Below are 22,507 nucleotides of genomic sequence, written 5' to 3' on the forward strand. Positions count from 1 at the left end.
AGTCGTTGAATCGGCCCGGGATTTTGGGCTTATAGGGGATAGTGTAAGGCGATGCCTTTATCCGACCTTTCGAATAGCTGCTCCGCAAAACCCGGCAGCTGGAGCATTCTGAGCTAATCCAACGTGCCAACACAAAATGGTAACCTCAACAGCGCGCGACGCACATTGTGGAACCGCGTCCGCTTCCAGCTGGGCGCCGGGCTGCTCCTCGCCGTCCTGCTGCCTTATTGGGTGCGCCGCCAGTTTCCCACCGAAGGGACGATCACCAGTCTGCATTATTCGTTGATCGGTACCGTGATCGGGCTGGCGCTGGGCTATTACGGGTTTCGGCGGCTGTCGCGTTATCCGGGCGCACGAGCCTCCTTCCATATCCTCCCGTCGTTCGCGGTGTCCTATGGGCTGGTGCTGCTGGTCTTCTTCTTCTTCCGGATCGATTACAGCCGACTGCATTTCCTCGCCAGCTTCGTCATCTGCATCGTCTGGTACTATTTCATCTACTTCCGCGTGCAGCGCCAACGCCGGCTCTGCATCGGCATCGTTCCGTTCGGACAAATCGATTCCCTGCGGAGGGTGACCGACGTGCGTTGGGTGACGCTGGTGGATCCGGCTACCGACACGCGCGGGTTCGATGCCGTGGTCGCCGACTTGAGGGCGGACATCCCGGAGGCCTGGGAACGCTTTCTCGCCGATCGGGCGCTGCAAGGCGTGCTCGTAATGCACGTGAAGCAGGTGGAGGAATCGCTCACGGGCAGGGTCGCGATCGAACATCTGTCCGAGAACAATCTCGGATCTCTCATTCCTGGCGTCGTTTATGGCAAGGTGAAGCGGGCCGCGGATTTCGTTTCGGCCCTAGTCGCCCTGCCCCTGCTGCTGCCTTTCCTGGGTCTGGTCGCGCTCGCAATCCGGCTCGATTCCGCAGGCCCCGCTCTCTTTCGTCAGGAGCGAATGGGCTATCGCGGCGTGCCCTTTAGAATGTTCAAGTTTCGGACCATGATCCACACGAACGGCAGGCCGGAAGACCCCAGGGTCGCCGCCATGACGCGGGATTCAGACGATCGCGTCACACGCATCGGCCGGTTTTTGCGGCAGATGCGCATCGACGAACTGCCCCAGGTGGTGAACATCCTGCGCGGAGAGATGAGCTGGATCGGCCCGCGGCCCGAAGCTGTGCCGCTCTCGCAATGGTACGAGGCCGAGCTTCCCTTCTACCGGTACCGGCACATTGTTCGGCCCGGCATCACGGGCTGGGCACAGGTGAAACAGGGCCATGTCGCTGAGGTCGACGAGGTCCTGGGCAAGCTGCATTACGACTTTTACTACATCAGGAATTTCTCGTTCTGGCTTGATATCCTGATCGTCGCGCGCACCATCCGCACCATCATGAGCGGCTTTGGCGCCCGGTGAGACGGGCCGTTTGCGCTGACTGCCGGGTCACGTGCCGTTCACAGGACAAGGCATAGGCGCGAAACATGGTCTGGAATCGACGATCCATCCTGCAGGTTGGCGGCCTTGCCGCAGCGGGTGCCCTCGTCCCCGCTGCGGCGTGCCGCGCCCAAACCCGTTTGCCCGATGCCGCACAGCCGGGCCAGATCGTCGATCTGGAGGCGGGCCGGCGGTCGGGACGCTTCGTCTGGAATGCCGGCAACATGGCCGCGGAAATCGCCGGGGATCCGTCCGGCGGCGTCTATGTGCCGTCATCCGCCGATCCGTCGGGCCGGACGGGCGCCTGGGTCCGGCAAGTCGAGGGCGGCCTGCAGCCCGAATGGTTCGGTGCCTTGGGAGACGGCGTCACGAATGACACTGCCGCGCTTGCAGCTCTCGCAGCCTTTGTGACGCGCAAGGGCGGTGGAGAGATTAGCCTTCGCCGCACGACCTACTTGGTGGGCGGACAACGAAGGAGTGCAACGGGTCCTTTCGCCTTTGCGCCCGATCCGATCCTCGATTTCAAGCGCTGCACTCGGCCGTTGATCATTCGTGGCAACGGCGCTCGCCTGAAGTGCGTCAAGGGGCTGCGTTATGGCACCTTCGAGGCGCGTTCCGATCGGCCGGCCCACCACAAGGCGCCTTATTACGGGGACGGGCGGGCCACGCCCTATTGGGCCATGATCCGCATCGACGATTGCACTGGGCTGATCGAAGTCTCGGACCTGGAACTCGACGGGAGCCTTGATGGCCACCGGCTCGGAGGGATGTGGGGCGATCTGGACGGGGGGCGCCAGATCGGAGCGTTCGGCCTTGCGCTCTACAATAACCGCGGCCGCGAAATGGTGCGTAACGTCTACGCGCATCATCACGCTTTGGACGGGATACTGATCGACGGTCCCGACGTGGAGAGGGCCGAGGAGTGCGTTTTCGAACAAGTGCGCTGCGAATATAACGGCCGCCAAGGGGTGAGCGTGGTCGGCGGACGCGGCTACGCCTTTATCGACAGCCAGTTCAACCATACCGGCAAGGCCGCAATCGTCAGCGCTCCGGGCGCCGGGGTCGATATCGAGGCCGAAGGCGGAAAGACGGTCCGGAAACTGCGGTTCGAGAATTGCGAATTCTCAAACAATGCCGGTTGCGGGCTGGTAGCGGAATCCGGTCCGGCCGAAGACATTGCGTTTCGCAACTGCGTCTTCATTGGGACCACGAACTGGGCGGCCTGGCCGCGCAAGCCCGGAATGGCGTTTGATCGCTGCACCTTCGTAGGGCCGGTGACGAATTGTTATGGCGATGCGCGCAATCCCGCTGCGGCCACACGGTTTACGAACTGTTTCTTCCGGGATGATCCGAAATTAAGCCCCAGCGGGTTGGTCTACCAGCCCGGGCCGATCGTCGCCTTGTCGCAGGCGCCCAACGTCTCTTTTAGGCGCTGCGACTTCCGATTGACCCACGGCCACGTTCTGCCGTGGACCCACAGCGAAGTGATATTCGCCGATTGCACGATGTCCCAACGCAAGAAGGATGTGGCTTATCCTCGCGGCACCTTCCTCGGCCGCAACACGATCGTCGGGAACGTGGATCTGACTGGTGCCAAGATCGTCGGCGAGGTGATCGTGAATGGGGTGCGCAGATCTTGATTCCTGCGATCAATGTGTGGTGCGGCCAACGATCCCCACCGACAGGGATAAGGCCGGAGGCAATCCGAACGACGCCAGGCCTTCCACGCGCACAATGTCGAAATGGACCGCCAGTTCGTCGATCATCCGTCGATAATCGAAGCCTTTATGCTCGTTGCGCCTGACCTTGTGAGACTGGCGTGCGGTGGCAGCGACGATTTCCTTGAGCGTGTAGTTCTCGGAGTCCCCATATACCGCGCGCTTCATAAGATATTTGACGAGGAAGACGGGTCCCATCTCGTTGGGAACCGACACGTAAAGGTGGCCTTCGGTCACTCGTGCAAGTTCGGCCAGATATTCGCGCATCGCCGGTTCCGGAATGTGCTCTAGCGTTTCGAGCGACACCGCCGTGTTGAACGAGTGGTCGGGGAATTGGCGCAAAGTCTCGGCGCAGGTGCACTCTATCAGTGAGACGTCGGGTCGGCCGGCATAAGCGGCGCGACCCAGGTCGAGGCCGCCTTCCCAATTGGCGTCGAGCCCCACATATCGCTCGACCTTGGCTGGCGTGTGCTGGAGGACACGTCCGTCGAAACAACCGAGTTCGATAATGCGAAGCGGCGCGTCCTCTTGGGCCGCAAGTCGATCATGCAGCCAGCGAAATCGTGAAAGATGATAGTAGGACCTGAGGCCACGCTTCGCGAACAGGCGTTCGTTGTAATCGGGCACTCCAAAGTCCCCTTCTGCCTGACCATATCCCCTGACTCGGAGAAGCATATGCTTCACCATCGGGACGACTTTGACAAGGGGCTATCTCTATTGCCGCGCAGGGGGAAATGACTTCCGCGTTACTCCGGCAGGAACTGCGGGAATATCTGGTAGGGTATCCAGAACTCCGAGTGGCCGGCGAAATTGAGCCACACGAACTGCACGGCGGCGGAATAAGCAAGAAGAAGGAAGATGATCAACCGGTTCTGTTTGGCTGACTCGCTGTACAAAGATGGAATCCACGCAAAAACGAAAATCTGCAGAGGAATCGCATACAAGGAAAAGCGATCCAGGACCGTGTTCGAGTCAAACACAAACAAGAGCGGCCCAGATGAAATCGCGACGATGGAGAAGTTTCTCCACATCTTCTTGGCCGACTCGCCGATGGGAATCCTTTTCATATTAGCGAGGTAGAGCAACGCAGGAATCGCGTTCATCCCGGCGCGGATGGCGGCGCCCTGCGATTCATACTCGTTTTCAGAATAGTTCATGATCATGCCTTCGAGGCCGGAGACGATGAACACGTAATAAGCCACTACGGCCGCGATCGCGCCGAAGGCGAAGACGAGTACGCGGTTGCGCGTATAGGCCATGCCTACGAGCGGCAGGACCACGAGGGCACTGCGGTGGAAGGCAGTAGCGACGATAAGCCAGAACAGGAATTTGGCGAACGAGTGTTTGCTGATCGCGACGAGTCCCAGCATGAGGCAGCCGATCGCCACGCCCTGACGGCTGTATCCCATCGCCACCACGATCACGAGGTAAGGCGTGGCCACGGCGAGCGCGAGCCACGGGTTCGGCAGCTTGAAGGCGAAAACGAACAGGCCGGTCACGAAGATCGCTGCGCACATGAGGTTGACCAGCCAGATGTCGGCATCGGCCCGGTGCGCGAGCCAGTTCAGAAACCCATAGGCGGTGTCCGTCCGGCTGAGCGCATCGCTGAATTTCATCAGCGCGATGTCCTCGAACATCAGTTCATAGGGGCTCCAGTCGGCGCCGACCTCGTAGCGGAGCCCGATGAACAGGATGAGCAGCAGGGCCATGAAATACGCCCCCCACGTCATCCGTTGTCCAAGCTGATAGCCGCCGGTCTTGAGCGCCGGAATCGCGGTCAGAAAATAGAGAATCCAGTAAGGCAGCATTACTCGTTGCTTCTTGCGGCGGACCGAAGAGGTCGCAGTGGAAAAAGGGAGGATTGGGCGGCTGGGACTGGTTTCTCTGACGCCGAGGCTGGCGCGGCACGATGGCAGTTTCGGCCTTGGCTTGCAATGCCGCGGGAAAGCTTGGAATGACGAGCTATGCGGCGTCAACGGCTTGTCATTTCGATCAATTCCTCATGGAATTTCGTCAATTTTCGCGCCGGTCTGATCCGGGGCCTGGTCGACCAGGGCTATGAGGTTGTCGCGGTCGCGCCCGAGGATGCGCATTCCGCTCGGATCGCGGAACTCGGCGCGCGCTTCGTGGCGCTTCCGATGGATGGCCGCGGCACCTCGCCGCGCAAGGATGCGGCGCTGTTTGCCGGCTATCTGAAGATCCTGCGCGCGGAGCGGCCCGCCGCGTTCCTCGGATACACGATCAAGCCGAACATCTATGGCTCGCTCGCCGCCGGCCTGCTCGGCATCCCGACGATCAACAATGTCGCCGGCCTCGGCACGGCATTTCTTCAGCGCAATTGGCTGAACCGGACGGTGCGGATTCTCTACAAGACCGCGCTGCGGCGGGCCGAGGTCATCTTCTTCCAGAACCCGGATGATCGCGACCTGTTCGTCGGCGAAGGGCTGGTCCCGCCGGGCGTCGCGGACCTCCTTCCCGGCTCCGGGGTCGATACCCGCCGATTTGCTCCGATGGAGCGCCCGACCGCCCACTCGGGGCGCGTTTTCCTGCTCGTGGCGCGCATGCTCTGGGCCAAGGGCGTGGCCGAATTCGTCGAAGCGGCCCGCGACGTCCGCGCTCGCTTCCCCGACGCGCGCTTCCAGGTCCTCGGCATCGTCGATGAAACGAGCAAGGGCGCGATCGATCGCGCCACGATCGAGCGATGGGCCGCCGAGGGGGCGATCGAATTCCTTGGCAGTGCCGACGACGTGCGACCCCATCTGGCAGCCGCCAATTGCATCGTTTTACCGACTTATTATCCGGAGGGGACGCCGCGCAGCCTGCTCGAGGCCGCGGCGATGGGCAAACCACTGCTGGCGACGGACGTGCCCGGCTGCCGCCAGATCGTCGATCACGGCCGCAACGGGTTCCTGGTGCCGCCGCGCGATGCCCGCGCGCTTGCCGACGCGATGGCACGCTTCTGCACTTTATCGGACGAAGCGGTGGCGCTCATGGGCGCCGCCAGCCGCGAGCGCGCCGAGAAGGAGTTTGACGAGCGGATCGTGATCGACCGCTATATTGCGGCGATCCGCCGGACCGTCGGTTCCTAATCCGCCGAGAGATGCCGGGCGCGCGGCGCCTTCTTGGCGCGCGGTCCGCCCCATGGGCGAGGCTCCGCCATCAGCGCGCAGGCCGCCGCGAAGAGGGCGGCAATGGCCGCCGTTCGGAGCGGATAATCCACCATGCTGTGCGCCACGATCGCGCCCGACGCGATGGTCGCAGCCCGTGCGAAAGCGTCGGGTGCTTCGGCTGACCAGATCGCAATCGTCCGGCGCAACCACCAGAGCAGAAAGACCAGGATCACCACGATCCCGGGAATGCCGGTCTCGAGCGCCAGCTCCAGATAATCGCTGTGGGCGTGGTTCATGTAGACCCGCGTGACCGCCTTGGGATCCTCATGCGTGCGATAGACATCGGCAAATGTCCCAATGCCCGAGCCGAGCGGCGCATATTCGACTGCGGCCGTGATCGTCTTGCCGAACGAGGTGTAGCGGGAGTCCTGTCGTTCCTCAGCGCCCTTGCCGGTCAGGTTGTTGCCAAACGGCCCGACGACCACGAGCGCTACCGCGAGCACGGTGGCGAGGCCCAGGACGGGTATGCCCCATTTCATGGGCTTGGTCTTGGACGATCGCAGCATGAGGAGGCTCGCCAGTGCAACCGGCACTCCAAGCCCCAAGCCCGCCAGCGAGGTGTTCATGATCAGGCCGAACAATGAGATGGCGATTGCACCGCCGAGGACGACGACCATGCCGGACGTGCGCCGTGCCGAGCGACGCGCGCGCGCCGATACGTACAGCGCGGTGATGAAAGGAACGGAGACGAGCAGCAGCGTGGCGAGATGATTGCTGTTGGAGAAGAAGCCCGTCGTCTGTCCGTAATTGGTGATCCGATAAATATACCAGGACGACATGTTGCCGCCGGCGATCTGCAGGGCGCCCAGGCAGACGGAGAGCGCGGATGCCAGTGCGATGGTCCAGGCGATGCCGGCCGCGGTGAAGTTGCCGAGTCGCACGATCGAGAGAAGGACGGCATAAGCCGGCAGCAGCCAAAGCGCCGATGCCACCGTCCGCCCAGCATCGAGCGAGATGGGCAGCCACGGCAACGGCTGCCCGGCCAGGACGAAGCCCTCGGCGATCGGGCCGCGACCGGGGAGTGTCGTCCACAAGCCGGGCGGGAGGGGAATTAACTGGAGCAGGATGACGATGACGATGGCGGCGGCGATGCCCAGCAGGTGCCGCGCCGCTCCCGAAACGGGCGTCTTTCTGACGGTCACGAACGACCATACGATCATCGGGATCGCCATCAGCTGCAGAATCAGGTTGGCCCAGAACCCCGCCGCGCTGGCTCCGCCAAGCAGGACACAAAGCATCAGATAGGCCGGCGTCATGCCGAGCCGCAGATATTTGGCCACTATTTTTCTGCCCGGATGTCGAGATTGGTGATGAGGACGTTCTGGGTCTTCGGGAATTCTGCGGGCTCGCCAATCAAACGAAGCCACTGGGCGCTGCAGCCGGTCCGTGGGACCGCGAAACGGATGGAGAGCTTCTTCCGGTCATAGCTGACGCCGACCATCTCGGCTCGCCCCAGGGAGGCTGAAGAACCGGCACAGGAAATGTCCCACGCCAGGCGGCTTCCCTCGCCGCTGGCGTTTCCTTCGGCCTCGAACTGCAGGCGGTACGCGCCCGGCGACAACGTCAGCAACTGGCTCGCCAAAGCCGCTCGCTGGCGCCCGTAATATTCGACCTGCAATCCGGGCTTGCGCCCAATCTCGGCGACGCCCGCGGGCGTCGTGTCCAATGCCCAATTGAACGGCGGAAGAGCGGCATCTTGTCCGAAGCGGCCATTATAGACCAAACCTTCGGCGGGCTTGGCGCCGCCCAACTGCCGCCACAGCTCCTGCGCCCGCCCCACGTCGCCGCGCTGCACGAGATTATGCAGGAGCATAGCCGGCCACATCGGCGGCTCGGACGGAGCGCCCGACGCGCCTTCGCGCGCCAGTTTCAGGATAAGTGCATCGCTGGCATTGGCCGAGGCGAGATGCTTGAGGACCGCCTGGTGCATGTCCGGATCCTGGCGAAGCACCGTGATGAGTGCGGGTTGGGATGCCGGATCGGCCGCCATGCGGGCCAGTTCGGGGACGAGCACCTTGCTCGCCTCCGGAAGCAATCGCGCAAGGACGGTCATCTCGGACGCGGCGTCGGCGACGCGGCCGGCTCTCAGATATTGGTCTAGAAGCAGGAGGCGCGACAGTCGCGAGCGCGGGTTGCGCCGACGCGCTTCCTCGAGAAGCGGCAAAGCTGCCGCATTGTCGCGCCGGATCACCGCCTGGGTTGCGGCGATGAACAGGGGCTCGTCCGCCATCGGCGCCCGGGCCAGCGCTTTGATTGCGGCGTCGGCGAGCGGGGGGCTGATCGAACCCTTTCGCTCCGTAAATTCCGACATCGCCATCGTAGTCGGGATTCGCGGGTCGTTCGGCGCAATCGCGCGCAACCCTTCCGGGTCGCGGCGAAGGAGCTCGTTGAGCGCGGCCTTCTGGGTTGCCAGCCCGGCGATGCCGAGACCCGCAATGGATAAGAAACCGATGGAAGCGAACCGCTTCCAGGACGATCCCGTTGGCGAGGCCCGATTAGGCCTCGCGCTGTGTGATAAGCTCAATTTCCCGCTCACGTTTACCAACGCCACCGTAACGATATGGCTCATAGTCGTAGCCGTAGCCATAGCCATGCGCCTGGTGACGGAATTTGGTCAGAACCGCCCCGATGATATGCGAACCAGAGCTCTGGAGGCGGTTTATGGCGTCCACCGCTGCCTTGGTGCGCGTCTTGCCGCTCTCGATCACCATCAGCGTGCCGCGTGTCACGGCGCCGAGCAAGGGCGCGTCGGCCAGGCCGAGCACGGGCGGCCCGTCAAGAATGACGAGGTCGAACTCCGCAGACGCTTCCGCGATCAGCGCCTTGAGGCGGGGCGAGGACAGCAGCTCTGCGGGGTTGGGCGGGAGAGGTCCGCACGGAATGATGCAAAGATTCTCGATCTGGGTCTTCCGCACGTGCGTACGCAGGCGGTCATGGTTGGTCAGCAAGCGCGACAGGCCGACGGTGGTGTCTGAGCCCGTCACGAAGGCCGGCTTGCGAAGGTCGGCATCGATGAGCAGCACCGAATTGCCAAGGCGCGCGAAATTCTGGGCCAGCGCGAGCGTCGTGCTCGACTTGCCTTCTGCCGGCCGCGTGCTGGTGACCAGCAGCGACTTGGGAACGCCGTCCTCGGTCGTAAACTGAAGCGCCGTTCGGACGGAGAAATAAGCCTCGGAAATCGGTGAGGTCAGATCCTTCAGTTCCTCGGAGAGGCTGTGGCTGTTTTCCTTGCGCGGCACAACGCCGAGCGACGTCAAACCGAGCTTGTCGCGAACGTCGTCCGGAGTCTTGACCGTGTCATTCAGGAATTCGAGCACGAAGGCCGCACCGAGCCCTGCTGCCAGGCCGAGAATGAGGCCGATGGCAAGGTTCACGAAGAGATTGGGCTTGTACGGCGCGGTCGGCACGTCGGCACGGTCGACCACCGATACGAGGTTCGTGCCGATGCCGCCGGCCACGCCGATTTCCTTGTAGCGTTGGAGCAGCGCGTCATACAGTGACCGGTTGGTGTCGACCTCACGCTGGAGGATATTGTACTGGATCGTGCGGCCGCGGAGGTTGAGCACGCTCGCCTTGAGCTCATTGACGCGCGCCTGCAGCGTCCGTTCCGCGGCGGCGGCCGCTTGATAGTCGGCGAGGAGCGAGTTCGACCGGCCGCCCGCCACGTTGCCGGCTTCGGCGCGGATCTGCCGATTGATCTCGTCGATGCGGGACCGCAGGCTGATCATGTCCGGGTAATCGGGCCGGAACTTCGTCAACCTCTCCTGATATTCGGATTCCAGCGCGGCGCGCTGCTGACGGAGCGGCGCGGTGCTCTCGTTGACTTCTGCGGTCGTCCCGACCGCGCTCGCTTGGCGGTACTTTTGCTCCGCTGCGATTCGCTGGGTCTGAGCTGCGGCCAGCGCCTTGTTCAGTTCGACCAGCGACGCCCCGGTCAGCGAGTTGGCGTCGCTGGAGCCGATGTCGGCGGTGGTGCCGGTATTGATGATCCCTTGGCGCTGGGCGTAGCCGACGAGCAGTCGCTCCGACTTTTCCAGTTCGCCCTTCACGTTGCGGATCTGGCGCTCCAGGAAGTTGCGTGCATAAGATGATGCCTCGTACCGCCGCTCCAGGTTGGAATTAATGAAATTGTCGGCGAAGCTGTTGACGACCTTCGTCGCCAGCACGGGATCTTCTGAAGAATAGGAGATGATAATCAGACGGCTGAGCTTGACCGGATCGACCTCAAAATTCTTGCGCAGCTTATCGGTCGCAAAATCGATCTTTGCGGAGCGATCCTCGGTTTCGATCGGCACGAACTGATCGTTGGCCGCCAGATTGAGATCCTGGGCGACGCGCTGCGCCAGGGTGCGGCTCGCCAGCAAGCCATATTGGGTCGCGAGATATTCGCGGTCCTGCGCCATCGCAGGCGCCTTCTCGTCTTCCATGATGGCGACCGACGGCGGATTGATCTCCAGCGTGGCGGTCGCGCGATATGCCGGCGCCGTCAGGAACGTGACCAGGACCGCGCCCGCTAGGCCGACCGCGACCGCCGCCAGGATGAGCCAGCGCCATTCCGAAAGAATGCGAAGGATCATCGCAAGGTTGATGTCGATCCCCTGGGGAGAGGCATAGCTGCGAACTCCCCACTGCGGACGCAATGCAAGGTCGCTGGCCTTATCCGTCGCAAGCGGCCAAACACGCTGCGCGCCAGAGGGGTCGAGATCGGTCTTGCTCATATAGCTGCGAGATGCCTTCTGGTCTGTGCGTGAAAGTGCGGGCTGAAGGGATCAATAAGGTCGGAACATTGCCAGCACAGGCAGCACCCCAACCAGCTCCCTGTATATCGAATTGATGGCGTTACCGTCCACGACAACGATGTCGCCGCTATAGATGGCCGGGTCTTCGGCTTGGCCCCGACGGATCGCGACGAGATCGAACGCGGCGGCCATGCGCTGGCCGTCGATCTGCCGGAACACGGCCACGCGACGGGGATTGGCCCGCTCGTCCGTCCCGCGCGCCATGGCCACGGCCTGGACCAGGGTCATAGGCCCGTTGACCGGATACATTCCGGGCTGACGGACCGACCCGTCGACCGTCACGTTCCGGCGGCTGGACGATTTAACGCCCACTGCCACGTCGGGGGACTGGAGATATTTGTTGCCGAGCCGGGCGGTCAGGAGCTGGTCGATCTGCGCGGTCGTCATGTCGGAGACTTGGACGTTGCCGACCAACGGAAGAGCGATGTGGCCGGTGAGGTCCACTTCGAAATCGCCCGAAAGGTCGGCGACCTGGAAGACGTCGATCCGGAGGGTGTCGAGCGGAGCGACGCGATAATCCGCTTCGAGCGTCAGCGTTGTGGGAGTGTCAGGCGATCCGAAGTTGCGAACGTCGTAAGGGATGGGACCCCCACGGGTTGAACCACAACCCGACAGCGCCAGCAAGACCATCAGCATCAGCAGCAGGCCGGGAAATGAAAACGCCTGCGCGCGAAGGGACTTGAGGCGAATGGCAGCCTGGCCTCCATTAGGAGCCGACACGCTCAAATTCGATGTCGTCACTTTACCCACCTTGAATTGTCCGGACTTGCGCCGGTGAACCGAAGCTCTTAGTCCGATGTGACCAAAGGGCGCAAATGAATTCAAGCTGCTATGGCTTCCGGGGCCGAAGGAAACCGGGCTTCACTTGGACCATTGTCGTGTCGGAATTGACTGGTCACGAACCGGTTGGATCAGGGCCCGACCCCAGGTAAATAGTTGTCCTCGTCACTTTCGGGAAGTTCGAAGCGCGATATGTGCGGAATAGCCGGCTTTGTAGGAGCGCAGTTCGCGCAGGATCGCCTGTCGGTTCAGGGCGCCGTGATGGCCATGACCGACCGGATCGCGCGGCGAGGCCCGGACAGCGACGGGCATTGGGTCGATCTGGAAGCGGGTGTGGCCTTGGGCCACCGCCGGCTCGCCATTGTCGAGCTATCCGATGCGGGCAGCCAGCCCATGGCCTCCCATTCCGGGCGCTTTATGGTCGTCTACAACGGCGAGATCTATAATCAGGATGACCTCCGGGCCGAGCTTACCGGCCAGGGTCTTGCCCCGAATTGGCGTGGTCACTCGGACACCGAGACGATGCTGGCCTGCTTCGAGGCGTGGGGCATTCGCACTACGCTCACGAAGCTCATCGGCATGTTCGCTTTCGCGCTGTGGGACCGCCAGGAGCGGACCCTCACGCTGGCCCGCGACAGGCTGGGTGAGAAGCCGTTATATTATGGCTGGCAGGGGAAAGGCGCCGGCCGCAGCTTCCTGTTCGGGTCGGAACTCAAGGCGCTTGGCGCGCACGCCGCGTTCGAAGGCGCGATCGATCGGGACTCCTTGGCGCTCCTGATGCGCTACGCCTACATCCCGGCCCCCCATTCGATCTACCAGAACATCCACAAGCTTCTCCCGGGCACTTTCGCCACGCTCCATCCCGGCGACGGAGAACCCCGCCTCGAGACCTATTGGTCTGCCGCCGAAGTCGCGCGGCGTGGCGTGGCCCAGCCGTTCGCCGGGTCTGCCGACGAGGGCGTGAAGGCGCTCGAAGGCTTGCTTCACGATGCAGTCGGCCGGCAGATGATGGCCGACGTCCCGCTGGGCGCTTTTCTGTCCGGAGGCATCGACTCCTCGACGGTCGTTTCGCTGATGCAGGCGCAGTCGTCGCGGCCGGTGAAGACCTTCTCGATCGGCTTCCACGAGAAGGGCTATAACGAGGCCGAGCACGCCAAGGCGGTGGCCCGGCATCTCGGCACCGACCACACCGAGCTCTATGTGACCGCGCGCGAAGCGATGGACGTCATTCCGCGCTTGCCGCAATTGTATGACGAGCCGTTCGCGGACCATTCGCAAATCCCGACCTTCCTCGTCGCGCAGCTGGCGCGCCGCGACGTTACGGTGTCCTTGTCGGGCGATGCGGGCGACGAACTCTTCGCCGGTTACAACCGCTATCAGTTCTTCTCCTCGCTCTGGCAGCGGCTTCGGCACGTGCCAAAGCCGCTGCGATCGCTGGCGGCGCGGGCCATTTTGGCCGTGCCGCCCGCCCGCTGGAACGCTCTGGGGGACATGCTGCCGGAGCGGCTGCGGCCGTCGTTGCTCGGCGACAAGCTGCACAAGGGCGCGGGCGTCCTCGCCAGCAGCAACTCCGACGAAATCTATCACGGTCTGATCTCTCTTTGGCGCAGTCCGGAGGATATCGTCCTGGACACGACCGGGCGGCCGAGCCAGCGGCTCGCCGACGGGATCGACCTTCAGGGCCTGTCGGAAGTGGAGCGGATGATGGCGTTCGATTTGGTGGGTTATCTTCCCGACGACATCCTCGCAAAGGTCGATCGGGCAGCAATGGGGGTCTCGCTCGAAACGCGCGTTCCCTTCCTTGACCACCGTGTGGTCGAGTTCGCCTGGTCGCTGCCGATGGAGCACAAGATTCGCGATGGCCAGGCCAAGTGGCCGCTGCGCCAGGTTCTCTACAAGCATGTTCCAAAATCGCTCGTGGAGCGCCCGAAAATGGGCTTCGCGCTGCCCAACGGGGAGTGGTTGCGCGGCGATCTGCGGGAGTGGGCCGACGACCTTCTCGATCCGCGGCGGCTCGATGAGGAAGGCTTTCTTGCCTCCGATCCGATCCGCGCGGCGTGGAATGCGCATAGCTCCGGCCAGGTCAATTTGGAGTACAAGATCTGGCCGCTCCTGATGTTTCAGCAGTGGCTGGGGGCGCAAACCGAATTCAGCCGCGAAAGTCGACTGCCTGACAGCATGGACGGCGATCGGCTTGCGCGCGTCGCAGTGGTCTAAACATCTTCTCCTGGACTGGCCACGCGGATCGCGGGAGCCGCGCTCGGCAGATCTCGACTAGAAGAGGAAGTCGGTCGGCGCGAGGCTTGAGGTGCCCAAGAGCAATATGCTGAAATCGGGAGCCCCATTCTTGTCAGTGTCGACGCGAAGCACCGTATCCGCGCCGTAACCCACGGCCGTAACCTGGGCCAAGGTGATGCCGAAGGCTCGCAAGTCGATCCGATCGGCCCCTGAGACGAAGTCCCCGATGGTGTCGTTTCCGACGTTCGCGCCACTGAAGGCAAAAACATCGTTGCCGGCCCCGCCATACAGGGTGTCCGATCCTGTTCCTCCATCGAGCAGATCGGCGCCGTCGCCACCTATCAGGGTGTCCTCGCCGTCCTGGCCGAACAATTTGTCGTTGCCGGTACCGCCCAGCATGAAGTCCCGGCCCAACCCTCCAAACAGGGTGTCGGCACCGTTCCCGCCATCGAGCCAGTCGTCGCCGTCATCGCCGATCAGCGTGTCATCGCCGTCCTGGCCGTAGATCTTATCGTTGCCGACCCCACCGAGCATATAGTCGCTGCCGATCCCGCCAAACAAGGTGTCGGCACCGTTCCCGCCGTCGAGCCAGTCATCGCCGTCATCGCCGATCAGCGTGTCATCGCCGTCCTGGCCGTAAAGCTGATCGTTGCCGACCCCACCGAGCATATAGTCGCGGCCGGTCCCGCCAAACAGGGTGTCGGCACCGTTCCCGCCGTCGAGCCAGTCGTCACCCTCTTCGCCGATCACCGTATCATCGTCATCTTGGCCGTAGAGCTTGTCGTTGCCGACTCCACCGAGCAGATAATCGCGGCCAATCCCGCCAAACAGGGTATCGGCGCCGCCCCCTCCGTCGAGCCAGTCGTCACCTTCTTCGCCGATCACCGTATCATCGTCATCTTGGCCGCAGAGCTTGTCGTTGCCGACTCCACCGAGCAGATAATCGCGGCCGGTCCCGCCAAACAGGGTGTCGGCACCGTTCCCGCCACCGAGCCAGTCGTCGCCGTCATCGCCGATCAACGTATCATCGCCGTCCTGGCCGTAGATCTTATCGTTGCCGACCCCACCGAGCAGGTAATCGCGGCCGGTCCCGCCAAACAGGGTGTCGGCACCGTTCCCGCCATCGAGCCAGTCGTCGCCGTCATCGCCGATCAGCGTGTCATCGCCGTCCTGGCCGTAAAGCTGATCGTTGCCGACCCCACCGAGCATATAGTCGCGGCCAATCCCCCCAAACAGGGTGTCGGCACCGTTCCCGCCGTCGAGCCAGTCGTCATCGTCTTCGCCGATCAGCGTGTCGTCGCCGTCCTGGCCGTAGAGCTCATCGTTGCCGAGGCCACCGAGCATATAGTCGCGGCCAATCCCCCCAAACAGGGTATCGGCTCCGCCCCCTCCGTCGAGCCAGTCGTCACCTTCTTCGCCGATCACCGTATCATCGTCATCTTGGCCGTAGAGCTTGTCGTTGCCGTCTCCACCGAGCAGATAATCGCGGCCGGTCCCGCCAAACAGGGTGTCGGCACCGTTCCCGCCACCGAGCCAGTCGTCGCCGTCATCGCCGATCAACGTATCATCGCCGTCCTGGCCGTAGATCTTATCGTTGCCGACCCCACCGAGCAGGTAATCGCGGCCGGTCCCGCCAAACAGGGTGTCGACACCGTTCCCGCCATCGAGCCAGTCGTCGCCGTCATCGCCGATCAGCGTGTCATCGCCGTCCTGGCCGTAAAGCTGATCGTTGCCGACCCCACCGAGCATATAGTCGCGGCCGGTCCCGCCAAACAGGGTGTCTGCACCGTTCCCGCCGTCGAGCCAGTCGTCATCGTCTTCGCCGCTCAGCGTGTCGTCGCCGTCCTGGCCGTAGAGCTTATCGTTACCCATGCCGCCGGCGAGGAAGTCGTTGCCGGTTCCGGCAAAGAGGACATCGTCTCCCGAGCCCCCAGACAACAGATCATTGCCGTCGCCCCCGATGAGCGTGTCGTTGCCGCCCATTCCGAAGAGCTGGTCGTCACCGCCGGCCGCGTTGAGGTAGTCGTTGCCGGTTCGGCCATTTAGCGTTTCCGGGGCATCCGTCCCCGACAGTTGAATCCCTGGTCCGCCAATTCCGGCGATCGTGATCCGCACGGCCCCTGTGTGACCGTTGTTCAGGGTGTAATGAAACCATTCCTGGGCAGACCCGCCCGGGGTTCCGGGCGCATCGGTCAGATAGTTGAATGCGCCTGCCGGATCGTAGGTCAGGGTGCCGTCGGCGGCGAGGGTTACGATCGCCCCGGACGCCAGTGTCACGCTGCCGTCCGCGGCAATTGCGGCGCCCTCGATCGCGACCATTTGGAGCGGCGTCCCGTCCGCCGAACGGTCGTTGGCGAGGGGGAATATCCGCGCCTTGGTGGCCTCATCCGTCACCGCCAGGTCGCTGGTCACGATGCTGGTGTCAGCGCTGACCACGATCGGGCCTGCACCATAAGCGGTGCCACGGCCGCCAATCGCGGAGAGATGCCCACCATTCCAAGAAATAGCCCCGCGGATGGCAAAGGCGGCAGCTTCAAAGCTGCCCATATTCTCCACCGTCGCGACGGAGTCCGTGAAACTCGCGCTACCGCTAAAAACAGCGACGGCCACCCTACCGCTTTCGACGTGTGTGTTCGTTGCGGTCAAATCGACATTGACCAAGTGCATCCCGTAATTGGAGAAACTCGTGAAGGAGGAGTCGATCAGGAAAATCTGGTTGGTTTCGCCCTGAGCATCGAAGGCAACCGATTTCGTGGTGACCCCGGTCACACGCTCAAAGACGATGTTGTCTTGAGGGCCGATATTGGCGTGCACCGACACTATGACCGAATAGCCGCTATAAGAACAATCGCGGAAGGTGATGTTGCTTGAACCGGCTATGGGATGGAATGCCGAAAGGACGTTGACGTCGCCGTCGCCATCGGCACCGACGCAGCGTTCGAACAGAACTCCGTCCGCGAAGGTCGTTTCGAACAGCACGTTGCTATTCTCGGCATAACAATCCCTGAAGACGCCGCTGGCCGGGGTCGACGCTGACAGTCCATTGGCCCAGAATGCGTAGCCTGTCGCATCCTTGACGGTGACGTTCTCGACGAGAAAATCGGTTCCGGTCCCGGTGACCGCGCATATGCGCTGTGAGGTCCCGGCGCCGTTATTCACCTTGTCGCCATCGACTGTCAGGTCGGACAGGCCGGCATTGCTGCCGATCAAAATTGCCGAATTGCCGGTTGGCAAAAGCCCGCCTCCAAAATCAGGCAGGAACTTGATCGAGGTGCTGTCCTGGCCGGCACCGACCAGTTGCTTGCCGTCCGGGATGATGATGGCTGAGGAGATGCAATATTCGCCGGGTGGAAGCTGCAGCGTCGCAGAATGGGAATTCGCCAGATAGGCGTTGATCAGCGCCGACTGATCAGTCCCGTCGGCCACGACCGGGATCGTCGCGATGTTGTCGGTGACCAGAGTGATCTCGGCGTCGGACGTGGCGGTCTGGCTGGCCGTATCCGTCGCGGTTAACGTGACGGTTCGGGGCGCGGGCAGGGGATCGTCGGAGGGGTTATGAAAAGCGACCGTGCGGACGAGGGCGTTGACCGACACAGCATCGGCCGCGCCATTGGTGGTAATTACTAGATCGGAACCGCCGCTTCCGCCCGCGAAGGTCCCGATCAGGCTGCCTCCATAATAGATCTCGTTGCCGGCGATCCCGATTTGGCCGGGATCCATCCCCTCATGGAGGAGGAGCAGTTCGTCAGCACTCGTGCCGTTGGCGGTCAGCGAGATTTCAAAGGTGGCGCCGCCGAAAATGAAAGAATCGAAGTCTCGCAACAACGCGGCTGGTGCGATCGCTATCGGCGCGCTTTGCTCCGCATAGTTGACGGCGCCAGTTGCGCCGTCCGCATCACCATTGAGATCAATTGCTGCCCCCATCACGAATCCTTTCGCCGAGCAAAGGAACAATCAAGCGTACAAACGCATACAAGCTGCGGGCGCTGGCCAAAGGATGGCGTGATCGGCCGTCCCAGCTGGTCCACAAGGTCCGATCCGCGATCGAACGCGGCCAGTGCATGTTCTTACATAGCAGAAGAGATTGTTGGTAGCTAAGGGGTGCGGCGAAAGCCGGCGCTTGAGGCCGCGGCGGCAGTGTTCGTTTCCTGTGCGAGCACATTGCCTCGGTACCCGCGCTCTGGCAGGAACTGCCGTAACAAGGGGAATTCATGGCTCTTACGCTCACCGCGCTCCGGCTCTTGGCCCGTTCACATGCGCAAAATCCGTTCGAAGGACCTGTCCTCACTTTCGGACGCCAGGCTATCATCGCCACGCTGGCAGATTGCGAAGCGGCGATTCGCGAAGCGGGCCTGGAGCCCCACCCACTGCCCCCGGAAATTCCGCGTGGACCCAATGTTCCGGCATTCCAGACCGGGCCCACCTCGGCTTTCACCAACGACGTCTGCTTTTTCTGGTTGCTTTGCGGCAGCCGCATCGAGACGCTCGACGTGAGCGACTACGAGGATGCGGACCATATCCATGATCTCAACCGGCCGATCCCCGATGCGCTCAAGGACCGGTTCGGTCTGGTGATCGATGGCGGCACGATGGAGCACGTCTTCGACGTCGCTCAGGTGCTTCGGAACATAAAGGCGCTGGTCCGCGAGGGTGGGCGCGTCATCCACATGAATCCCATGAACAACTGGGCCGAGCATGGCTATTACCAGATCAGCCCAACACTCTATCACGACTTTTACGTCACCAACGGTTTCGCCTTTTCGGAATGCTTGGTAATCGGGGTTCGCCGCGGCAGCGCGGAGGGCATGTACGACGGCCGTTCGGGCGCATGGCGTTGGTCGCCGGAACGTCCCTCAGCCCAAATCACCTCGCGCGAGATGCTCACCACTTTCTTTGAAGCGAAGAAGGTCGAGAAGGTCGCCGATCGTATCCCGCAACAGGGCGAAGCGGCGAGCGGCGCCAGCAGCAGCCAACTTGGTGGCACGGCACGGGCTGGCGGGGGGCTGGGGCGGGCCAAGGCGCGGCTCCTCGAGACCGTCCCGTCGGCGGGCTGGGCGGTGCTGATCGCGAAACGGCTGCTGGGGCGGGACCTGTCCAGCAAGCCTTGGGGCCTCGAACACGTCGGACGATTCTAGCCCCGGGAAGCCCGCCCGGTTCTCGTCCGCCGGAAGAAGAAGAGGGCGAGCGGCAGGCCCACCAAGAGCGACGCCGCCAAGGCCGCCCCCGCAGCCCCCAACGATCCGTAGTTGCGCCCCAGCGCCCATACGGCCAGTCCCGTCACCGCGCCCGGAACTACGCCCCAGAACCGCATCGGCTCCTCGCGCTGGGCCCGCCAATAACTGGCCATGCACTGCACTGCGTGGAGCGAGACTCCCCAAGCCAGCAGCAGCCAGAACGGGGCCGGATCCAGGAAGCGAGCGACCAATGCGAGTCCGCTCGACGCGCCGAACCATATGACGATGCCAATAACGATCGCGCCGGAGCCGATGACGAGCATCGATGCCAGCGCGGATCCGTGCCAAATCCTCTCATACCGCGCCTTGTCGCCGCTGGCGAAGGCCGTTCCCATCCGCGGCGCCGCGATCGTGAGCCAGGTCGTCGCAATGCCGAGCAGCGCAAGCACGACCTGCAGCGACAGGCCCATCCGCCCGGCTTCGACCACGCCGTGGAAGGTAAAGAGCACGGGCACGAACAGCGAGAACATGAAATAGTTGGTTGTGCCCTGCAGGGCGAGCGGCCATTGCATCGGCCATATGTCCGCCCGCCATCGAAAGCTGGAAGCCGTGCGGCTGCGCAGCAGCCCGCCGAGGAAATGGCGGTAGACGAAGCCGAGAAAGACCAAGGCACACACCAGATTGGCGGCGAGCATCGCCACGAGCGACCAGAGCTCGGCCCCGGAAATGACCGCGACCCAGAGCGCCAGCACCGAAGCCACGGCCTGCACCAGCCGATAGACGGCGACCTGAAACACCTGGTTGCAGCCCTCGAGGACGGCAATCTGGCCTTGGCACCAGAGAAAGGCGGCGGCCGTCGCGACGGCCGCAAGCCACGGTGCCAGCCACAGATCGGAGTGTCCGTGCTGGCTCAGGATCGCATAACCGACGGATCCGCCGACGACGAGGAGCAATGCCGAGAGCCCGCTGAACCAGATAGCCACGAAGCGTGTCGCCGCCGAAAGTCGCGCGCATTTGTCGGGCGCACCGGTCACGGCGCCCGACGGGCCGATGACCAGGCCGGCCCATTCGTGGCTGACGACGCTGATGATGGCGACGATGATGCCAAGTTCGAGGAACGCCTGCAGCGCGATCAGGCTGAGGAACGTCTGATAATAACCCTGCGTCTCGGGCGAGAAATAGGCGACGACGAAATAGATCGTCCCCAGCCCAGCCAACGATTGCCAGATTCGGGCTGAAAACGCCACGAGAAGAGCTGGTTCCAAGCGCAGGCATCCCCGGGCCGTCCCTAACAGGCGCGTGAAGGTCACGCCGCTCAATTCCGGAGCAGCGAAAGGATGGTTCTGGCGGCTGTCTCTGCCGAGAAGTTTCGTTCTGCGAACGCGCGTGCGCGGTCAGCAAGTTGCTGTCGAAGCGCCCGGTCCTCCAATTCCAGCAATGCGGCGGCAATTTCGCTCGGCCTTTGCGCCTGAACGATCGGCAGTGATTCGCCAAGAAACGCGCGATGGATTTCAGGCTTGCCGTTCGCGATTACCGGCCTTCCCAGCGCAATTGCGTCCCGAGCGCCCATTCCAATCGCGCCTTCACCAAAATGATCGGCGATGATGTCCGCAGCCTGCATCTCCTTCATAAATTCGGCTTGCGTCAATTCGGGCAGCCAGATCGTATTTTCAGACAAGCCGAGCTGTTCCACGAGACGCCGGGTTTCCTCGACGTGCAAGCCCTTGGTGGGCAACACCAGTTCGAACCGCTCCGAAGTCCGCCGCTTAAATTCGGCAACGCCATTCAGAAGGATATCGGTGCGCTTGTTGTCGAGTACAGAGAAACCCGGCGGAAGGGGATTGCGCCAATTAAGTCGCGCAACGCAGAGAATCTGGAGGCAGTCGTTGTCGGGGAGGGGCGTTTTGGGAACCTTCTCCAGATCGGTCAGCATAAAGGCGTAACGGCGGCTGTCGTCGACCCCGATATCCCGCAGCAATTCGTCCCCGTGCGGCAAGATGCCCGGAAGCGCGTATTCCACGCCTGCGGCTTTCCTGAACCCTGCACGCTGTGCCGGTATCAGGCGGCGGTATAGCCAGCGCTTCACTTCAGAGCGTAAGCGGCGCCTGAGGCCGTTGCGACCCTCGTCGCAGATTTCCTGAAGGTATTCGGGGTTGGCCGCCATATCGAGGTCCGATCCGGAGCAAATGACGAACAATGGTTTGTCCTGCCGCGCGGCCAACGCGATCATCACCCCATTCGCCACGATGGCGTCGCAGTCGCGGAGCAATTCTTGCGCGCGCGTACGCTTCGGCGTGGGGAGGATAGAATCCCAACTGTACATCGGGGCCAAGTCGAATACCCAGTCCCCATAAGACACGGCGTCGGCGCCAAAGCGCGCTTCTGGGCGATCCAGCGCCGCAATGCTGGTGACCAAAAACCGAACCTCGACGCCGAGCCGGCGCATCGATTGCGCCAACGTGAACGGATAATTGTTGGCGTTGCCAATGAAGCCGACCTTCACGTTACGCGCCTGTCGGCCGTGCGGGAGCGGATCGCATCTGGGGCATCGGGGCCGACGTTAGCGATCAGGTCGATGATCGTCGTGTCGGGCTGAAAGTCCAGTCCGGACTGCGGGTAGGGATCATAGTCATAGCTCTTGTAATAGAGGTCTATGCCGGCCTGCTGAAACGCACCGAGATTGAGATAGGCTTGGGCGGCTGGTCCGGACAGATATGAGGTCGCTCCGACCGCCTGCAGGAGCGTGAGAAGGCGCTCTGTCGAGCTTCCCTCAAGCGCATAGTCTCGCGAGTCGGCGAACGGCGTGCTGATGCCGAGCTGGCTGCAGTAAGACCGCAGCAGCGACACGTTGAGATCCGAAAGGCTGTGGGGGCGATCCGCAACGCAGGCCTCCCAGGGCACGATCGAGTTCTCAAAATGAGGAGCGTCGCGGAGAGACTGACGGAACAGCCCCCTGTGTTGCTCGATCCAATCTTTGGCGCCGTAATCGATCTCCACGTCGGAGATACGCTGCCCGAACTCGACGTGCACCGGAATGGTCACCCACTTTGAACCGGAGTCCGTTTTCACCTTGTTCCGATTGCGCCAGCTCCCTTTGGAATATTGCACGTCATCATAAATGATGAAGAGGTCGACGCTGGCGATAATATCGAAATAGCCGCGCCACGGAATATAGGCCGACTGAAGCACCGCAACGTGCATGTTGC

Annotated in this window: 15 protein-coding genes; 5 read left to right on the plus strand and 10 right to left on the minus strand. The window is 62.7% G+C overall.

Annotated elements, in window-relative coordinates:
- Positions 1 to 123: 123 nt before the first annotated feature.
- Together SH591_RS10620 and SH591_RS10625 are read left to right on the plus strand one after the other, a co-directional pair.
- Entirely contained in the window at positions 124 to 1,404 is a 1,281-nt protein-coding gene (locus SH591_RS10620; protein ID WP_324749090.1) for a sugar transferase, read from the plus strand.
- Between the two features lie 158 nt (positions 1,405 to 1,562).
- On the plus strand, positions 1,563 to 3,062 hold the full coding sequence (locus SH591_RS10625; protein WP_324749091.1) for a right-handed parallel beta-helix repeat-containing protein: 1,500 nt from the start codon (positions 1,563 to 1,565) through the stop codon (positions 3,060 to 3,062).
- Between the two features lie 9 nt (positions 3,063 to 3,071).
- Here the strand turns inward: SH591_RS10625 and SH591_RS10630 are convergent, their stop codons facing one another.
- Both SH591_RS10630 and SH591_RS10635 read right to left on the minus strand, forming a co-directional pair.
- Positions 3,072 to 3,767, minus strand: coding sequence for a class I SAM-dependent methyltransferase (locus SH591_RS10630; RefSeq protein WP_324749092.1), 696 nt, complete (start codon positions 3,765 to 3,767; stop codon positions 3,072 to 3,074).
- Between the two features lie 119 nt (positions 3,768 to 3,886).
- A complete protein-coding gene (locus SH591_RS10635) occupies positions 3,887 to 4,948 on the minus strand; it encodes an EpsG family protein (protein WP_324749093.1) in 1,062 nt (353 codons plus the stop codon).
- Positions 4,949 to 5,104: 156 nt separating this feature from the next.
- On the opposite strand from SH591_RS10635, the gene SH591_RS10640 reads away from it, so the two are divergent.
- Positions 5,105 to 6,229, plus strand: coding sequence for a glycosyltransferase family 4 protein (locus SH591_RS10640; RefSeq protein WP_324749094.1), 1,125 nt, complete (start codon positions 5,105 to 5,107; stop codon positions 6,227 to 6,229).
- On the opposite strand, the gene SH591_RS10645 is transcribed toward SH591_RS10640, so the two are convergent.
- The 4 genes from SH591_RS10645 to SH591_RS10660 all read right to left on the minus strand — a co-directional run bounded on the left by SH591_RS10645 (position 6,226) and on the right by SH591_RS10660 (position 11,934).
- On the minus strand, positions 6,226 to 7,677 hold the full coding sequence (locus tag SH591_RS10645; protein ID WP_324749095.1) for an O-antigen ligase family protein: 1,452 nt from the start codon (positions 7,675 to 7,677) through the stop codon (positions 6,226 to 6,228). The two genes, SH591_RS10640 and SH591_RS10645, sit on opposite strands and share 4 nt — an antisense overlap.
- Positions 7,590 to 8,627, minus strand: coding sequence for a hypothetical protein (locus tag SH591_RS10650; protein WP_324749096.1), 1,038 nt, complete (start codon positions 8,625 to 8,627; stop codon positions 7,590 to 7,592). Before SH591_RS10650 ends, SH591_RS10645 begins: the two co-directional genes overlap by 88 nt.
- A 178-nt stretch (positions 8,628 to 8,805) precedes the next feature.
- Entirely contained in the window at positions 8,806 to 11,028 is a 2,223-nt protein-coding gene (locus tag SH591_RS10655; RefSeq protein WP_324749097.1) for a GumC family protein, read from the minus strand.
- A gap of 51 nt (positions 11,029 to 11,079) precedes the next feature.
- Positions 11,080 to 11,934: a polysaccharide biosynthesis/export family protein gene (locus SH591_RS10660; protein ID WP_324749098.1), complete on the minus strand. Its 855-nt coding sequence runs from the start codon at positions 11,932 to 11,934 to the stop codon at positions 11,080 to 11,082.
- Positions 11,935 to 12,081: 147 nt separating this feature from the next.
- Between SH591_RS10660 and asnB the strand changes: the two genes are divergently transcribed.
- Complete coding sequence (gene asnB, locus SH591_RS10665) at positions 12,082 to 14,106, plus strand: asparagine synthase (glutamine-hydrolyzing) (protein WP_324749099.1); 2,025 nt, start codon at positions 12,082 to 12,084, stop codon at positions 14,104 to 14,106.
- 57 nt (positions 14,107 to 14,163) lie between these two features.
- Here the strand turns inward: asnB and SH591_RS10670 are convergent, their stop codons facing one another.
- Positions 14,164 to 18,051 (minus strand): glycosyl hydrolase family 28-related protein, encoded by a 3,888-nt coding sequence (locus tag SH591_RS10670; protein WP_324749100.1) that lies wholly within the window; start codon positions 18,049 to 18,051, stop codon positions 14,164 to 14,166.
- A 287-nt stretch (positions 18,052 to 18,338) separates the two neighbouring features.
- Here SH591_RS10670 and SH591_RS10675 point away from each other — a divergent pair, with 287 nt between their 5' ends.
- Positions 18,339 to 19,262 carry a class I SAM-dependent methyltransferase gene (locus tag SH591_RS10675; RefSeq protein WP_324749101.1) on the plus strand — a complete coding sequence of 308 codons (924 nt, stop codon included), beginning with the start codon at positions 18,339 to 18,341 and terminating at the stop codon, positions 19,260 to 19,262.
- Here SH591_RS10675 and SH591_RS10680 read toward each other — a convergent pair.
- Genes SH591_RS10680 through SH591_RS10690 form a run of 3 tightly spaced genes read right to left on the minus strand, consistent with a single transcriptional unit; the run spans position 19,259 to position 22,502 of the window.
- The gene (locus SH591_RS10680) at positions 19,259 to 20,611 is read right to left on the minus strand and encodes a polysaccharide biosynthesis protein (protein WP_324749102.1); all 1,353 of its coding nucleotides are present in this window, start codon (positions 20,609 to 20,611) and stop codon (positions 19,259 to 19,261) included. The genes SH591_RS10675 and SH591_RS10680 overlap by 4 nt on opposite strands.
- A 5-nt stretch (positions 20,612 to 20,616) precedes the next feature.
- Positions 20,617 to 21,804, minus strand: a complete 1,188-nt coding sequence (locus SH591_RS10685; protein WP_324749103.1) for a glycosyltransferase family 4 protein — start codon at positions 21,802 to 21,804, stop codon at positions 20,617 to 20,619.
- Positions 21,801 to 22,502 carry a WbqC family protein gene (locus tag SH591_RS10690; protein ID WP_324749104.1) on the minus strand — a complete coding sequence of 234 codons (702 nt, stop codon included), beginning with the start codon at positions 22,500 to 22,502 and terminating at the stop codon, positions 21,801 to 21,803. Before SH591_RS10690 ends, SH591_RS10685 begins: the two co-directional genes overlap by 4 nt.
- Between the last annotated feature and the right edge of the window lie 5 nt (positions 22,503 to 22,507).

The sequence above is a fragment of the Sphingomonas sp. LY54 genome, from assembly GCF_035594035.1.
GTDB lineage: Bacteria > Pseudomonadota > Alphaproteobacteria > Sphingomonadales > Sphingomonadaceae > Allosphingosinicella.

Coding starts and splice junctions, on each gene's coding strand:
- SH591_RS10640 (WP_324749094.1), top strand. CDS start 5,105: ATGCGGCGTCAACGGCTTGTCATTTCGATCAATTCCTCATGGAATTTC.
- SH591_RS10635 (WP_324749093.1), bottom strand. CDS start 4,948: ATGCTGCCTTACTGGATTCTCTATTTTCTGACCGCGATTCCGGCGCTC.
- SH591_RS10690 (WP_324749104.1), bottom strand. CDS start 22,502: ATGCACGTTGCGGTGCTTCAGTCGGCCTATATTCCGTGGCGCGGCTAT.
- SH591_RS10655 (WP_324749097.1), bottom strand. CDS start 11,028: ATGAGCAAGACCGATCTCGACCCCTCTGGCGCGCAGCGTGTTTGGCCG.
- asnB (WP_324749099.1), top strand. CDS start 12,082: ATGTGCGGAATAGCCGGCTTTGTAGGAGCGCAGTTCGCGCAGGATCGC.
- SH591_RS10675 (WP_324749101.1), top strand. CDS start 18,339: ATGGCTCTTACGCTCACCGCGCTCCGGCTCTTGGCCCGTTCACATGCG.
- SH591_RS10670 (WP_324749100.1), bottom strand. CDS start 18,051: ATGGGGGCAGCAATTGATCTCAATGGTGATGCGGACGGCGCAACTGGC.
- SH591_RS10650 (WP_324749096.1), bottom strand. CDS start 8,627: ATGGCGATGTCGGAATTTACGGAGCGAAAGGGTTCGATCAGCCCCCCG.